This window comes from Vibrio tasmaniensis (assembly GCF_024347635.1).
Lineage (GTDB): Bacteria > Pseudomonadota > Gammaproteobacteria > Enterobacterales > Vibrionaceae > Vibrio > Vibrio tasmaniensis.
The window spans coordinates 66474-83998 of the sequence record NZ_AP025512.1; the positions used below are offsets into that span (position 1 = coordinate 66474).

General features: G+C 47.4%; 11 protein-coding genes. All 11 read left to right on the forward strand.

Going from position 1 to position 17525, the window contains the following annotated elements:
- Positions 1 to 61 precede the first annotated feature (61 nt).
- The 11 genes from trbB (at position 62) to traI (ending at position 17517) form a co-directional block, all read left to right on the forward strand.
- Complete coding sequence (trbB, locus tag OCV44_RS21270; RefSeq protein ID WP_139686135.1) at positions 62 to 475, forward strand: type-F conjugative transfer system pilin assembly thiol-disulfide isomerase TrbB; 414 nt, start codon at positions 62 to 64, stop codon at positions 473 to 475.
- Positions 472 to 1878: a conjugal transfer protein TraH gene (locus OCV44_RS21275; protein ID WP_139686136.1), complete on the forward strand. Its 1407-nt coding sequence runs from the start codon at positions 472 to 474 to the stop codon at positions 1876 to 1878. Before trbB ends, OCV44_RS21275 begins: the two co-directional genes overlap by 4 nt.
- Before the next feature lie 3 nt (positions 1879 to 1881).
- A complete protein-coding gene (traG, locus tag OCV44_RS21280; RefSeq protein ID WP_139686137.1) occupies positions 1882 to 4695 on the forward strand; it encodes a conjugal transfer mating-pair stabilization protein TraG in 2814 nt (937 codons plus the stop codon).
- An 82-nt stretch (positions 4696 to 4777) separates the two neighbouring features.
- Positions 4778 to 5314, forward strand: a complete 537-nt coding sequence (locus OCV44_RS21285) for a hypothetical protein (RefSeq protein WP_139686138.1) — start codon at positions 4778 to 4780, stop codon at positions 5312 to 5314.
- Positions 5315 to 5991: 677 nt separating this feature from the next.
- Complete coding sequence (locus tag OCV44_RS21290) at positions 5992 to 6606, forward strand: hypothetical protein (protein WP_139686139.1); 615 nt, start codon at positions 5992 to 5994, stop codon at positions 6604 to 6606.
- A gap of 450 nt (positions 6607 to 7056) precedes the next feature.
- Positions 7057 to 9156, forward strand: coding sequence for a type IV conjugative transfer system coupling protein TraD (gene traD / locus OCV44_RS21295; protein WP_139686140.1), 2100 nt, complete (start codon positions 7057 to 7059; stop codon positions 9154 to 9156).
- A gap of 20 nt (positions 9157 to 9176) precedes the next feature.
- Positions 9177 to 9479, forward strand: coding sequence for a hypothetical protein (locus OCV44_RS21300; RefSeq protein ID WP_139686141.1), 303 nt, complete (start codon positions 9177 to 9179; stop codon positions 9477 to 9479).
- Entirely contained in the window at positions 9466 to 9618 is a 153-nt protein-coding gene (locus OCV44_RS21305; RefSeq protein WP_139686142.1) for an adenosine deaminase, read from the forward strand. Before OCV44_RS21300 ends, OCV44_RS21305 begins: the two co-directional genes overlap by 14 nt.
- A 213-nt stretch (positions 9619 to 9831) precedes the next feature.
- Positions 9832 to 10056, forward strand: coding sequence for a hypothetical protein (locus tag OCV44_RS21310; RefSeq protein WP_139686143.1), 225 nt, complete (start codon positions 9832 to 9834; stop codon positions 10054 to 10056).
- A gap of 68 nt (positions 10057 to 10124) precedes the next feature.
- The gene (locus OCV44_RS21315) at positions 10125 to 11648 is read left to right on the forward strand and encodes a hypothetical protein (RefSeq protein ID WP_139686144.1); all 1524 of its coding nucleotides are present in this window, start codon (positions 10125 to 10127) and stop codon (positions 11646 to 11648) included.
- A gap of 91 nt (positions 11649 to 11739) precedes the next feature.
- A complete protein-coding gene (traI, locus tag OCV44_RS21320) occupies positions 11740 to 17517 on the forward strand; it encodes a conjugative transfer relaxase/helicase TraI (RefSeq protein WP_261900943.1) in 5778 nt (1925 codons plus the stop codon).
- Positions 17518 to 17525 lie beyond the last annotated feature (8 nt).

The following is a 17525-nucleotide window of genomic DNA, read 5'->3' on the forward strand; positions in this document are numbered from 1 at the left end:
TTATTCACCATTAAATTTCTGACTTCATCCATTACGTTAATTCACTCTATTTGGAGGCATCATGCCCTTTTTCCGGATATTATTGCTTAGTTTAACTCTGTTAACCACAAGCGCACACGCGGCCATGCAAAACCAATACGCCCTCGCGTTCTTTTTCGAAAGCACGTGTCCATACTGCCATAAGACCGCGCCTAAAATCACTCGCCTTGGTGAGAAATTTCAATTACCGGTTTACGCCTTCTCTGTGGATGGCGTGGGGATTGCTGGCTTTGAAGTGCCTATTCCTGTCACACCAGAGATAGGCAGGACTTTTTTCCCAAGCAACGGTAAAGCCGTCATGCCCGCGACCTTTTTAATGAACGTCAATAGCCGTAAGTTCTCACGCTTGAGCATTGGGGACGTACCAGAAAGCACGCTCGCCCAAAGTATCCAACAAGCCTTAAGCGATCCGCGCGTGCAGGAGGCTCTTCGATGAAACGCTCACTTTCCCACCACTTATCCACCGTTTCGGTGCATAAGTGCGTTATTCCTTTGTTTCTCATCAGCTTATCAAGCGTAAGCCACGCCGACACCAATAACTCGCTGGCGCGTTTTTTTGACAACTCAGGGTACAACGCCAATGTCTCAAATCCGACCGCTTACCAAGGGCAGTCGGCAAACTACTACACCGGAGGCAGCTTGTTTGTGCGCAACAAAATTGTCGATGCACAATTGGTCAGCGCCACGGTTCCCTCCATCAGTGCAGGGTGCTCTGGCATTGATATGTTCATGGGCGGGTTTTCACACATCAGCTCAGACCAACTGGTGAAACTGGGCAAAGCCATCATTCATAATGCTCCGCCCTTTATTGTCAATCTAGCCCTGCAAACCTGGGCGCCGCAGCTCAAACAAAACCTCGACAATCTGCAAGCCATTGCCGACAAGTACCTCAACCAGTCGGTGAACTCTTGCGAAGCCGCGCAAGCCTCTATCGGTGGATTGGCCGCCTTTGCTGCCCCTGCCACCAAAAAACACGTCTGCGCGACGCTCGGCACACAAAACAACGCGTTCTCGGATTGGGTTGAAGCGCAACATGAATGTGGCGCAGGAGGCAAAGCCGCCGGTCAGCTTGCGAACGCCAAGAATGATTCTGCACTGAAAGACATCACCCAAACCAATCATAACGTGGTGTGGTCTGCGATTATGAACAACGCTTTTTTGTCAGCCGACAAAAATCTGGCGCAGTTTATGATGAGCTTGTCAGGGACTTACGTGTACGATGCTAACGGTAACCCTCGTTACTACCCTAGCCTTTTGACCGACAACAATAACCTCGTCAACATCTTGCTCGAAGGGGGTAAGGCTGACGTGTATCAGTGCCGCAGTACAGACCCCAAGGCGTGCATTACCGTTACCAAGCGCAATCACTTATCCATCACTCAAACGAACGGCATACAAAACCAGATACGCAAACAACTGGAATCGATACTGCAAAAGATAGCCACCGACCAAAAACTCACGGCCAAGCAAGAGGGGTTTCTGGAGCTGACTCAAACACCGGTACTCAAGTTCTTTATTGACGACTTATCCGCCAATCAAACGCCCGACACCAACAGCTATTCACGAATGATAGCGGTGGAGCTGCTGAATCAATACCTCGTGAGCATGTTAAATGTTGCCAGCCAATCGCTGGCCAACACCAACAACAGCCACGATGACATCATCCTCATCACGCGTGATATCGATAACGCCAAACGCTTTACTGCCGGTCTGGCCGATAAAGCCATTGAAGCGCTCAACAACCGCAATCAACTGATTGACTCGCAAAGAAAGACCGCGCAGCAAAGCACAAAAGAAATCAGCACAACCACCAAACCCGCGCAAGCTTATGGGAACTGACCTATGATACTCGAATATTACACTTACACTTCCGGCGAAGTGGTCAACAAAGCCTTTAATGCGCTGGCCACTTTTTTCAGAACCAATACCTTTGGGGATTACTTGCAGATGTGCATGATGCTGGGGCTTGTCACCAGTTTGTTTATCTTCATGCTGTCACGTAACCCCAAAGACCTCATCAAATGGATGGTGGTGTTCTTCGCCGTCCCCTTATTTCTTATCAACATGAAAGCCGACATGCTCATCATTGATAAGACGCAACCGGGTAAGGCTTATAAGGTGGACAACGTCCCTTACCTTGTGGCAGTGCCGACGTACTTTTTCTCATCTATCATGGTGGGGATGGCGGAAGGGGTGGAAGCCATTTTCACCACCTCGGATGATGAGCGATACGGTCGTACGGGGATGCTGTTTGGCTCAGAGCTTTACCAACTCTCAAGACAATCCAAAATCAATGAGTTGTCGCTACAAAAACTCTGGCGAGACTATTTCCATAACTGCATGATTGGGGATGTCAGAATCAATGGAAAATACACATGGGATGCCCTTTTCAACGCCCCTGATATTTTTGTATTCCTCGATGGCATTCGACAAAGCCCACTGCGCGCGTTGTTCCTTGATGAAGGCGGCGGCCGAAGCACCTACAAACGATGTAAAGAGGCTTACCCTATCATCAAGCAGCGCTTTAATGATGCCGCCAATAAAAACATGAGCTTGTTAGCGCATCAACTGCTTGGCAAAGACGCAGACCGCTTTAAGCCGCAAGTGGTGCAGTCACTCACCCGCAGCTACGACAAGTTTTTTAGGATCAGTACCAGCGCGTCCAGCACCATCAAACAAAACATGTTGATGAACGAGCTACGCTACAATCTTGATAGCCTTGACCCGACGCAAGCGGCGCTCAATTACGCTTATACCACCAACAAACTGCAAACCACCTCGATGTGGGCGTCATTAGGCTTAATGGCCAGAGAATACTTACCGATGCTCCATACGATGATGTTCATGCTCTTTGCGTGCTTAGGGTTCTTTGTTGCCGGGGCCGCGGTCATTCCTGGCTTAACCATGATGGTGCTCAAAAACTATTTTGGGACGTTTGCCTTTTTAGCCACATGGCCGGCACTCTTTGCCATCATCAATGGCTTTCAGCTTTGGGGGTTGGAATCCCTGTCAACGGATGTCTCCGGTAAATTCGGCGGTTTGGTGCTCTCCAACGCCAACGCCGCCGATGAACTTCACAGCCGCTTTGCTTGGATGACCGGTATCTTGATGATAGGCGTACCTATGATAGCGAAGGGTATCCTCAAAGGGGGTCAAGAAGTCATGTCGAGCATGAACTACCAACTATCAAGCATGATTAACTCAACCAATGCCAGAGCGAGCGCGGCAGCGTCCACCGGTAATCTGGACTTTGGCAGCATGCAGATTGACAACCACAGCATGAACAACACCAACACCAATAAGTTTGATACCAACACCGTTGCCAACCAAGGCCACACCTACACCCAAAAAGCAGATGGAACGGTGGTCGCGCAACACCCCGATGGGCGCACCACCTACGACAGCACCCAAACGGTCAGCCGCGGCAACATCAACACCAACACGTCGGCCATGCTGCAAGAGAGTGTGGCCAATGCCCGCAGTCACACCGCGCAAAACCTAGAGCAAAGCAGCACCCAACTGGGACAAAGCATTCAGGCAGGCGCAGCGCTGAGTGACCGCTGGCATGACAGTGTGGGTAAAAACCTCAGCTACGGTGAAGGCAGTACCAGTGGCTTTAACACTCAAGTCAGCCAAGGCATGAATGACATGCAGACAGCAGTTGACAACGTCAGCAAACAAACGGGTTGGACGAAAGACCAATCCCAAGCTTACTTGCAAAGTGCCCATGGCGGCTTCGAGGGTGGCGTCGGCACAGGTAAAGGGAAATCGCTATTCAATTTCAACGCCAGTGGCGGCGTGAAATGGTCTGACGATGAACGTACCGCTTACAGCAATATGAACAGTGAGCAAAAGCAGCAGCTTGAGCAAGCCACGCAACAGTATACCGAAGGAGCAAACGCAGTCACCAGTGCCGGTACGCAGGTGGACAACAAAGACACCCGCACCGCTGTGGAGCAATTTGCGCATGACTTTGCGATTAACGCCAGCAACACCAAATCACTTGGCGCTAGCGTGATGCAAAGCCAATCGGACTTGAACGCCCTCTCCGACACCCAAACGCGTTTAGAATCTGGGGGTGGCAGCTTTACTGCGAATGCGAATGACGCCTTCCAAGGTTACTTAGAAAATACAGCAAAATTAGAACAACTAGACGTCCAACGCCTCATGACCGCCCGCAAGCCGGAAGATATTGCCGATGCTAAAAAGTCTTGGCAAGAGTTCACTCGCACGGAAGCGTTTGCAACCATGGCGGGACTTGATGGGGACACAGCAAAAATTGTAGGCAAAATGAACCAAACGCACCAAGCCACCACACCGACAGGGCAGCTTAACCTCTCACCAGAGCAAAATAGCACCATGGCGAAAGGATGGGACAGCACCGTCGATACCGTGGCAGAGACCCGCACGGCGATGCTGCACACCAATGAAACGGGTGGACTGTTTAACCAAGAGCGCTTTGACGGCGTTACCGATAATGTACAACATCAGCAAGCGCAAGCGCAGCAACCCATTAAAAAGCCTGAGCCAATGATAGAAATGACGATTAAGCCACAAGTCGAAAAGGAAATCGCTCGCCCCGAAAGGACGGAATACGTCACTTCGGATCAAGCGTACCCTGCTGCGCCAAGATACACTCAAAACCCAAATAAGTAGTATTGATCGCGATGCATAAAAAGGACTTTATGTATCGCCTAAATACTGGTATTATGATCAGGTATCTAAAAGGAGTGTTTCCATGAAAAAAATCTTATCGTTGCTACTGCTTACCTGTGCAAGTGCGCAAGCTCAAACCCACTCGCCTGAGCTCACTCAACTGCTGAGCGAGATACACGAGCAGTACGAACAGGCTGTAATAACTAAAAGACCCTATTATCAAGACCTACCTAACATCACCAAACTGCCCTACTTCTTGCAGCACATTGATGAGACAGACACGGTAGAGTCGATGCGCTTAAACGCTTACTTACAAGGTTTACATACTGCATACTTTAAAAGCGCCACAAATCAAAAACGTCTAGGTGGTGGAAACTGGTTCTGCATGCAGGACACCATGACACTTGATCCAAGGCGCCACCCTGAGTTCATCGTAGATCTCATCTGGAAGGTGTTAGATAAAACGGCCAAGATCGATCCAGAAGGTTTTAGACAAGGGAATTATGCAGCCGCTTTTAGTGTAGATACAGCCACAGTCATTAATTACGGCTTACAGACTGAATACCCTTGCTACAGCCCAATCCCTAAATCGTTGCAATTTAACGGCTGGAAATATTAGTCTCAGTCCAAACGATACGACTAAGATTTTTACCGCTTAGATACCCCTCAGAGCCTCGTGAGTTTTTATAGAACTTTCGAGGTTTTTGATTTTCAGCACTCGCTTCATTTCAGAAAAGAGTCAGCACGGGTCGACTGTACCTACCTCATTTAACCTTGCTGGATAAACCATGGGTCGCTCTACCTGCTATATGCTTGCATGTAGAGGTTGAGTGAGCCCGACAAACGCAGTGCGTCAGCATTTGTTTGATTTACTGCCTTATTTTCATTTCAGGCACAAAAAAACCAGCACGGGTTAACGTGCTGGCTAAATCTTGCTTATTCTATTCATACTAATGCGTTGGTTGCTGCTTGGTTGTGACGATGTATATCAGCCTGTCACTGCCCACGCCTATTCCCAAAAGAACGCACCCTTCAGTACGATGAGCACCAAGCAGCCTTGCTATCCTACTGAACATTTTCATCCAATGCTAGAAAAACGTCACTTTAGCGCCAAAGCGTCATTTTCTTGCCTTTCTGAAATAAAAAGCACCCTCATACAGAGGGTGCTTTTGATTAAGTGTACTTCTCAAGAATACTCAGTCAACTAACAAGGGATCTAATCAATTCATTAACTGGGCTCATATAACGTATCACAATAATGCCCTTTTTCAAGTCCTTACCTAAAGGAACGATGCCATGAACATTACCATCAACTGGTTATCAGCCATCAAAAGGCTCTTATTTCAGCGCCCTGAAACCCAAGACGACAAACTCAATACCTTTTTAACCCAATGTCATGAGCAGAACATTGGTTTGGCTTTGCTTGCCGACAAAGGTAAAACACATCAGTTAAAAACGCTCATTAAGCCGCTCAACCTTTCCCGCAGAGAAGCCAAGCGACTATTGAAAACGTACTTATCGCCAATGACTCGCGTTCACCTTGGTCCTGCTGAATTTTTCACAGCCATGAACCACCCTGAGCAACAAGCCTTTCCTTGTCAGGTGTGTGATAACTGCGCACCAGGGTTATTCAAGCACTATGGTTATTTGGTTGCTGATACTTCATGGTGCAGCCAGTGTCATGAACAAGGAGAGTGCATCGACGTGGCACTGATTGAGCACTACCGAAAACTCGGCATCGATGACGACACGATATGGGAAGCACTACCAAGAACACGGTGGGGCTCAAGAGCTGGCCCTTCGACCTACCTATCGCTTGAAGATATTGAAACGATTTATCAAGCGGTGTTTGAGGCAGCTAAGCAAGAAAAACAACGCCAGCCACCCGGTTTAAAGCGATTATTATCATGACAATACAGCCACTCACCTTAGTTTGGAGCTCACTGAAACCGACACGTAAAGACGCTAAAAGCATAGAAATAGCATTGTTACTGATATCCATACTTTGTTTTTTCTACAACTTACCTATTGGGTCGAACATTAGCATTATCTTCACACACCCAATCCTTTCATTTATTGCTTTTTCTTTTTTAAGTTTGTCACTTCAACATACTGAAAACACTGAGCATGAAAGAATGCTCTCGTATATCAAAAGCCTGATGATTATTGATTTCTCCATCGTCTATTGGTTTGGTGGATTTTTAGTTTTTGATGTAATTTCAAGTAAACATCACCCTTTCCCATTCTTCTGATTGCTCAAAAATAAAAGGACAAAAACACCACCCAAAAACACACATCACCCCCTTTCTCGTTACGCACATAAAAGAACACTTTCACGCTCACTCGTTATAGGAAACCATTATGCCTAGGCCTAAACGCGCGTCCGGCAACCACTTTACCCGTGGTGGACAAATTACTTTTCACTCCATTCGGATGTTCTTCCAAGTCAACAACACCCTAGTCTACGCTGCTATTTGGGCGGTGATTGCCTTAACCGGATTTCTCACTTGGCTACGCGCCCCAGATAACGCCCTTTGGTCGGTGTTTTACTACTGGCGCAACCATATCTATGCCAGCCTAGGGCACGACCTTAACAGTGAAGTCACCACCTTCTGGAGTGGAAAACGCTACGTTGGTACGCTCGCCTCTCAGCTGGAAAACACCCAACTCATCAACCTCTACGATAATGTCATTCGCCAAACACAAATCAACTTCTTGATTGCCCTTGGTATTGCCTTTGCTATTTTGATGCTCGCCATGAGTTTCTTTAAGCGACAAGGTGAAAAGCAAAGTGAAGACTTCCACGTTCGAGGATTCCAATACGCCGAACCCAAAGTGCTCACAAACGATTTGAAAAAGCGGGCAAAGAAACTCAAGAAGCAAGGCGTAGGCAACGGACGGATTTCTGATTTTAAAGTGGATGGGCTGGCCTTGTTTAAGCGTGAGTTTGAAGTTCAGCACATGCTCATTGACGGCACCACAGGGGCTGGTAAATCCGTCATGCTGCGTAAACTGCTGCGATGGATACGTAAACGTGGGGATAAAGCGATTATTTACGATAAAGGCTGCACCTTTACCAGTAAGTTCTTTGACCCTAGCCAAGACACCTTACTCAATCCCTTCGATGAACGCTGCGCCAATTGGGATGTGTGGTGCGATGCAAAAGAAGCCCCTGACTTTGAAAATATCGCCAGCGCCCTTATTCCGCAGCATGGCGAAGGTGACCCATTCTGGGTCGATTCCGCCCGGACTATCTTTTCGAGTGCGGCGTATCGCATGAGCCAAGATGACAAGCCCTGCACGACCGCAAGGCTGCTCAGCTTGATACTCACGTCTGAGCTTGAAACCCTAGGTAATTTCCTGCAAGGCACAGAGTCGGCTTCCCTGGTCTCGAAAGACATCAAAAAGACGGCCATCTCCATTAAGTCAGTACTCGCCACTTACATTAAGAGCCTACGCTTTTTAGATGGATTGGATGACAAAGACGCCAAAGGAAAACCCAAACGTAAACCGTTTTCTATCACCGATTGGGTACAAGACGACAAACAAAAAGGCTTTTTGTTCTTATCGAGTAACGCGCAGCAACACGCCTCTCTACGTCCTTTGATTTCGACTTGGCTTGCCATTGCTTCTAACGCCATCTTGGGACTCAAAGACGATGAAGACCGCCGTATTTGGGTGATTATGGATGAAATGCCAAGTCTGCATAAACTGCCTGAGCTGGACACCATCATTGCCGAAGTGCGTAAGTTTGGGGGATGTTATGTGATTGGCCTCCAGTCTTATGCTCAGCTCGTAAAAACCTACGGTAAAAACACCGCTGACGTCATTTTTGACTTACTCAACTCACGTTTTTACTTTCGCGCCCCCTCCGCGCAAATGGCGCAAATCTCATCAAAAGATTTAGGCGAGCAAGAGGTGGACGTATCTAGAGAGAACATTTCTTACGGTGCAAATGCTTTGCGTGACGGGGTATCGATTGGCCACCAGACGGTAACTCGTCCGGTCGTCTCTAGCAGTGAAATCCAAGCCATGGATGATTTGCAATGTTACCTTCGCGTACCTGGCAGCAGCTTCATCACTCAACTGGATTTGCACTTTGATAAAATGCGAAATGTGACACCGGCTTTTATCAAACGTAATTACACCCCCTCACCCGCCATGACCAAGGCGTATCAAAAAGCGATTTACTTTGAGTGTGTCGCCCCTGGTATGCTCCTCAACGAAGAAGAGCGTAACGCACTCACCGAAATTCAAGCCAAGCAGTTTGAAACGCCGGAAGAGATGAAGCTGGAAACCGACCAAATCCAACAAGCACAACGAAGTGAGACGGTCAAAGCGTTAGCCAGCAAGGAGGCCGAAAAGCTCAAATCAGACAGTGACCATCAAGAGCGCGCGCAGCAAGAGCTTGAAGAGTCGGCGATATCTCAAGATATCGAAATCACGGATGCTTATGAATAACGAACGATTAAGGAAAAACCATGTCAAACCTTACCTTAGAGATTGAATTTATTAAAAAACACTCAAGTGGCGGGTGCGCCTTTGCAGGCGAGTTCGATGTTGCCGACTTTATCGTGAAAAATGTGCCCGAATGCAAACTCCCCTTCAAGAAAATTGATGATGCCTTTTTTAACTGGCACTTTGATGCATCGTTGCAACACTTTGAAAAAGTTGATGGAATTTGGCAAGGTTATGTTGCGTTCATCGACATAGAAGCGCCAGAGCCAGGTACATTAATCACACTCACTGTTTCTTTAACGGAGGAAGATAATGAAAGACAATAAGCCCGTGAAAGAGCCGTTTTGTTTACCAAAACACTCTACACGCAGCCACGTTGAGCGAGAAAAAAAGGAAACCGAAACCAGGCGGCGAATTGAAGATATTTTAGAGGAGCGCGCTTTTAATAAACTCTGGTATGAATAATAGCCTTGACATATAAATGATAATGATTATTATTTAGATGTGAGTCATGGAGCTCTCTATGACTCACACAACATTGCTCACATTGCTTCCAGTGTAATTTTAAGCTTAATCTTGAAAAGCTCACATTTTTCAATTTATTTAGCTAGCGGCATATTAATCTATGCCGCTTTTCTTTCTTGCCTTACGTTGTTTCCCCAACAATGGAAAGTGATTATGAAACCAAGAGTCCAACACAAGCGCCAACATAGCGCGCGAGTAAAAAAACCGAACACTCACCAAAACACACCACCTGACAAACAACCTGAACCCCTCTTTGTTCTTGATATGCTCGACGGCAACGACTGGCGACATCTCGTACTAACCCACAAAGCGGCACAAAGTCTAATCCAACGCACGCACCATAGAGGCTACACCTTAGAGCCTTATCACCTCGACTAATCACTCAACCACTATTTCAAGCCTTGCCATTGCAAGGCTTTTTTACGTCCATTCATCAAGGAATTACCATGTCAAATAAGGCCACCTTTCATTCTGACCATCTACCAAGATTAAAAAAACGATTACACGCTATTTTCGATCAACTGACCTTCGCTGAAATCATTCAGGGCAGCACTGCCGAAAAAAACACATGGTTATCGATTTGCGCTCAAGCGGCAGGTTATGACGACTGGAACGACTTAAAAGCGCAAGCAGTCACTCACCATGCGCCAACTCACAATATTCTATTTAACCAAGTATCCATCATTCCTTTCATCCAAAGTGTCAGAGTCAGCTTAGGGGAGCACATCGACAATATTGAAGGTTTTACCCATGTCATATTAAGAAACTTAACGTCCGAAGAGCTCAGCGCCATGAATGGCAATGAAGAAGAACTTCCACCGCTACCCAAAGCGCCAACGTCCTATACGTTAGAGTTAGGGCCGAATACGACCTATGCCCGCGACCTTTTAGATTGGCTATGGCCAAGAGCAAAAAACTACCAAGTAGACCACATCAACACTCAGTACCTAGCGCACATGAAAGAAAAGCGAATGAGCTTGAGCAAGTCTCAAGCAAAAGAGCGCGCTTTGGATGTTTACCCACACTCTGGCATGCTAATCAGAGACATATTAGAGCAGCTGATCTCAGGCGAGTACCTAGAACTCAACGACACGCAAACATGCGTAACTTTTACTCGTAAAGGTCTTAATTATCTGAACGGAAAAATGACCAACGAATATGACGACCAATGGAAAGAATGGTTTAAGGCTTTTGCAGCGCATCTCAAAAAAATCCCATACCGATACATCAAGATAGATTGGACGCCTTATATCGATTTATATGCCCGTGGCATGTCACCCATAGAGGCGGCAAAAAGTCTTGAATGGTCAGAATGCTACATTCAAGCACACTCAGAAATCCAATCGGCCATTAAACACCAACTCGACATCCATTTGCCTCAATATCCCAAGGAGCGATACCTTCAATTTACACCTAGAATATTTCTGACACCTGAGTTGACCAGCAACAAGGTAACAGACATTCATTTTGAGTTTATAGGCCCCGACTGGGCGAAACCAAACGGCAAGCTAAAAACAAAGCGCTTTTGGCCAAACAAACGCTACGTGTCTGTGTATTTAGACACATCGCCGAAAAGTCGAGGTTGGTACGCGGTCATTCCTGATGAGGTTGATTGTTTTCAAGTGAGCTACAAATGGACAAGCCAATCCCATTCTTTTGCAAGCGTCACCCACCACATGACTTACCAGTTAGAGCCAAATATAGAGTGTGCTCAAGATTGGCTTTATGGCAATGAGTGCATGAAGCATTCTGACTCTTCGAAACCCGCTATGGCCGCCGATGAATATAGCTTTAACCATTTAGAATGCTTAACTCATGGCAAGCATTTAACCAATGAAGAACTTGTAGCGTTAGACCGATTTAAAGCGGGCATTACATCCATTCACATTGATGAAAATGGCGTCATCATTCACGAAGAACGAACGTTAACCGCTAGCAATTCCTTTGCTTGTGTTGGGATCATTTTGTAACCACACAGTTTTTAATTCTACTTTCCCCTTCCCCCCCACACCGCTCAGCTTTGCTGCTAGCGGCGATTTGCGTTGCACAAGGACAATACCCATGCTTTCTATTAGCCCATTGAAATCCGCTTCTGGCGCTGCCAAATATTACCTCAGCGAAGAAAACCCCAAAGACCTACCTGACGTCTCTTTAGAAAAAGACGTGGGCGATAACTATTACCTCAAGGAAAAAGACCAGGGAGAAAACACCTTCTGGCATGGCAAGCTGGCCATCGAAGCGGGACTGGCGGGTAAACCCGTAGAGCAAGCCACCCTAGAGTCGGTGCTCTCTGGCAACCTGGGTGGTGAAACCATTAAAGGGAAACGAAATGATCATAAATCGGGCTTCGACCTGACCTTTTCTGCACCTAAAACCGTCAGTGTTCTTGCGCTTGTCAGTGGCGACAATCGACTTATTGAAGCGCACAATAACGCAGTGAAGTTCGCCTTAACAGAGCTCGAAAAAGACGTGGCACAATTCACTACCATCAACAAAGAGGGAGCGCGCGAGTTTCACAACACCGACTCGATGATATTCGCAGTCGTACGCCACAAGACCAGTCGTGAAAACGACCCACAGGTCCACTCTCACGCGCTAGCCGCTAACATGACGCGCGATCAAGAAGGAAAACTTCGCACGCTTGCATCCAGCCTAAAACAAAAAGGGGGCGTGATTAACGGGACTGGCGAGCGCATTTACAACTTCCAAAAATACTACGGTATCTTGTACCAGAGTCAATTAGCTAAAGAGGCAGAAACCCTCGGTTATTCCACGCGAGGCGTCGGCAACGGTCAGTTCGAAATCAGCGGTGTCCCTCAGCCTATTCTTGATGCGTCGTCCACTCGCAAACAACAAATTGACCAACGCACACTCGATTTAGGCTTTGACTCGCGCGCGGCGAAAGACGTAGCCAACCTCGATACTCGTAAAAGCAAAACCTACCAGAGCAGTGACAGCCTCAACAAACAGTGGCAAAGCACCGTAAAAGAGCAAGGGTATGACCCCGCAGAGCTTGTCACCATGGCGCAACAAGCGAAAGAAGCGCAAAACACCCCACCACTTGGTGAAACCCAAGCCGTCATCAGCAGAGCCATTGACCATCTAGGGCAATACAGCACCGCGTTACACCTAGAAAAAATCATTGAACTCACCGCCTCAGAGTTCACCAAAGGCGGCGTGCAACTCAACGCTATTGATATCAAAAAAGTCGCGGATGAAATGATTAAACAAGGCGACTTGATAGGACTCAGCCAAAAGGGGCAATACACCACCAAAGGCTTAATTGATAATGAACAAGCGCTTATCGACAGCACCCAAGCCCGGGCGCATCACATGCGCACCCACGTTGAATCCAACACGCTCAACAAGCTCGCTATCTCTGAAAACCAGCAGCGCATCTTGACCGAGCTGTACCACTCCACCAAACAGTTCCATGTGGTCAATGTACACGGCTCATCACAAGATATTGCGCAGCAGCTACTCAATGTAGGCAATCACAGTGGTAAACGCGTCCAATTGGTCTCCCAAAGCGTGAGAGCCAAGACAGAGGGTATGGAGAGCGTCCAGCGCAAGAGTCAAACACTCAGCGCCTGGGTCGGTCAGCTCTTTTCACCAGAGCAGCGCCACACTACCCACAGCTTATTGCAAAGCGATACGCCGCTGACCAATAAAGACGTCTTGCTCATCGATGACGCCCATAAGATGAGCGCCAATGAATTGTTGGCGCTCACCGATAAAGCCAAACAATCGAGCAGTAAAGTAGTGATGCTTAACCGCGTATCAAGCCGCCAGGGATTTAAAGCCAATAACGCTATCTCGCTGTATCAAAAAGGCAATGTGGAGAGTCATTCTTGGGTTAGCAAGCGAGCCAGCAACACCAACGTGAAACTGCATGACAATGACACCGATAGGATAGCGCGGGTGTACTCAGACCTCCCCGATAAAGCCAGCACGCAAGTGATTGCCACTTCCAGCGTCGAGCAGCGGCGGTTAACCGAAGCGATACGGGGCCAGCTCAAAAATACCGGCGCCCTCGCCAGACACGAAACCACCCTATTCACTCAAACCCCTCACCACCTCTCTAAAGCGCAGCAACCCCTCGTCCAACACTACAAACCTGGCATGACACTCTCCCACTGGGAGAAAAACAAACCTCAGAGCTTTGTCATCGCCAGTATCGATAAAGAGAGCAACACCATGACCGCACTCAGCAAACGCGATGGACAGTCACACACCTTTGACCCGTCCAGTCGCGCCTTTAAGCGCATGAAGATGCAAATCAGCAAACCGCAAAGTCTCAACATCGCCCAAGGCGAACGCATTCGAACATTAGGCAAACACTTCCCTGCTGGCTTGGACGCGAACCAAAGCTACCTTGTCACTCACATAGACAGAGAAAGCCTCACGCTTGAGAGCAAAGGGGAAACGCAACGCATAAACTTAGAAAGCTTAAAAGACGCGCCACTGCAATACGATTACGTTCACGGCGCCCACCATATTGAGCCAAAAGCTCATACTTTACTGTCAGGCAAAGCCTTTACCCTATCTAAGCCCCTGATAAACGACCTCACCGAAAAAACAGAGCGCCTTGATATCTTCACCGACAAACCGGACAAAGCCCAAAGCGCACTTGAAAAAGAGCAGGTTTCCCCGTCAGCCATTGAGCGCGTACTGCAGACGCAAAACGCCAACGACCGCTACCTAAATGACGCCACCCAAGATTTGCTAAAGCAGGATGTCAGTCAAGCGCTGTCAGCACTGGCCAAAGCGCAGAGTGCCCCACTCATCGAAAAAGCGGTCAGCTTTGCCCTAAACCACCTCTCAGAGCGAGAAGCGGCGTTTAGCCAAAAAGCCTTAGTGGTGGAAGCGGTACGTTACGCCTTTGAAGAAGCCGGTGGCTCTATTACCAAAGAGCAGGTTGAAACAGAGCTGACTAAGCGAAGCGACACCCTCTCTGCAGAGTACAGTGACGGCACACGCTGGACGACACAAGCGGCGCTGGAGACTGAAAAGCGCATCTTGCAAAACATCGATGATGGTAAAGACCAACATCAGCCTTTTGCGACGCCTAAGCAGGTGCAAGACTTTCTCGATACCAAGCCTCGCCTAACCCAAGGGCAAAAGGACGCCATCACCCTCATATCAACCACCAAGGACAGCTTTGTGGCCATCCAAGGGTTAGCCGGTACAGGTAAGTCCACCATGCTTGAATCCAACATTGAACTTATCCAGTTAGTCAAAGAAGCCAGCCAGCAACCAGAGCAAAGTGTCATCGGTCTTGCGCCCACACACGCAGCGGTAGCAGAGCTCGAAAGCAAAGGCGTGAAAGCGCAAACCCTGGAAAGTTTGCTCTCTGACATCCGACAAGGAAACCGCGATGCCAACGACTACCAACACACCTTGTTCTTTCTCGATGAAAGCTCCATGGTCAGCAACAAGCAAGCCGATGAGTTCACAAAGCTGGTCAATGACAGTCAGTCCAAAACAGCCAAATTGGGCGATAAAGAGCAGCTTTTATCACTCAATGCCGGTAAACCCTTTGAGCTGGCCATAAGCCAAGGCCGCATCGATACCGCTTACATGACCGACATCATCCGTCAGCAAAACGACACCTTACTTAATGCGGCGCAAAACATCATTGATAAACAGCCGCTCAGCGCCCTAGACAAACTCCAGCAGCAAGCCTCAGATACTCAAGGCAACCGCCAGCATGTCATCTCTACGCTGGATGAAAACGACAAAGACCGACGCAGAGCGCAGCTCACCGCCACAGAAAAACTGCCTTACGTGGTCGCCAAAGACTATTTAGAGCGCACCCCCGACACGCGAGACAACACACTGATTATTGCGTACACCAACCAGGAGCGAGACACCATCACCGAACACATCCGTGTCGGCTTGATGAAAAAGAGTGAGTTAGGCAAAGAGAACGTCATCGCAACGAGGCTACGCTCAATCGGCGCGACCGGGGAAGAGCTCACCACCATGATGCCGTATCAAAAAGGCTTGATACTGAGCACTAAACCCGGCGAATACGCCACCATTACGCACGTGGATTCAGAGCATGGCGTAGTAACACTTCAAGACGCGAGTACAGGTAAGACAAGGCCGTTCTTACCGCGTAACCGTGACCACCGCTTCACCACCCTGTTCTCTACGTCAGAAAAGCCACTCTCAACCGGTGATAAAATCATCACGCGCTTTACCGATAAAGAGCGCGGCATTAAAGCCAACGAGGAGTACCGCATCACGCAAGCGACAACAGACAATGTTATCGCTCAATCTAAGACAGGACAAACACTCAACCTTAACCCTAATGCGCTTAAAGACGGGCACTGGGACTACGCTTACAGTCGGACCGCAGACATGGCGCAAGGCTCCACCTATCAACACGTCATTAGCGCGATACAAAGCAAAGGCGCATTGACCAACCTAAGACGTGCTGGTATCGATGTGACGCGTGCCAGTCAGCATGTTCGGCTCTATACCGACAACACCAAACAACTGGTCAAAAGCTGGTTATCCAAAGAGAGTCATAAAGCCAGTGCGATAGAAACTATTAACCAAATCCCACCCAAAGACACCACCTACTTTAACCGTAATGCTCTGCCTCATGAGGACGTCCGGTTCCAAAATAAAAGTGGTGATTTTGACTACAACACATTTAGGGAGCACATCAACACACAACTACCCAAATACACCGAAAGTCTCGCCATTCAGTTATTAGGCCAGCCAAATCAATCCAAGTCAGACCGGGATTATTTAACCTTTGGTATTGGTAAATCGGCCATTAAAGTGACCTTAACCGGAGAATATCGTGGTTATTTTAAAGACTACACCACAGGCGAAAAAGGCGCATTGATTAACCTAATCATGAGCCATAAGGAAATGAATTATAAAGCCGCGATGAATGAAGCGCACAAGATGCTCAATGAGCCAGATAAATATCAACTAGAGGAAAACAGTAAACACGACAAATTACTGAGCACCACCCCAAGGCATATTGCGCAGTTTGAAGAACGGGCTAAAAATTATATCAATCAAAGCTTACCGATGGATAACACGTTGGCCCAAACGTACTTAAACAAGCTCGGTGTCAATAACATTGAAAATAACCAGGTTAAGTTCCACCCAGCGGTCTATTCATCCGAAGATAGATCTCTTCATCCTGCGATGTTAACCAACATCCACAATAAAGAAGGTGAAACCAAAGCCATTGAAGTGACCTATTTAGACACTCAAGGCAATAAAGATACCTCCTTAGACATTAACCCAAGAACCCTAGGCACAAAGTCCAAACAATTAACACAATTCCATCAAGGAGAGAATTTAAACACCACTATTATCAGCACCTCAATTGAAAACTCATTTTTAATTCGAGACCAAACCCAAGGGCAGATTGACATTATCAATGTCAATCATAAGAACGACATTCAAAACATCTCCACCGATGAACTGAGACAGAACATCATTATTGTATTAAATCAAGGCAACCACGATTTAAACCCAAATAACATTGAGAAAATCATCGAGAACTTTAACGGTCGAGACATTCAATTCATGTCAGACGATAACCTTAAAGAAGATATTAAATCGTGCATTGACAAACTAGAGAGGGATAACAGCGCACATAACGTAGAATTAAGTGAGCCACATATTTCTCATCAAGAGAGCGAATTAGACACCCTCAACTACAATGAGAAAAAAGAGACTGACAGCCAATCACTCGACCACTTTGAGCCAAAAGAATATTCACCTCAACAAGAGATGGAATTTAATCAATCAGAGAAAGAGAGCCATTGGGAAGACAGAGAAATCGAAAGAGAGTTAGAGCGATAATAAAAGGG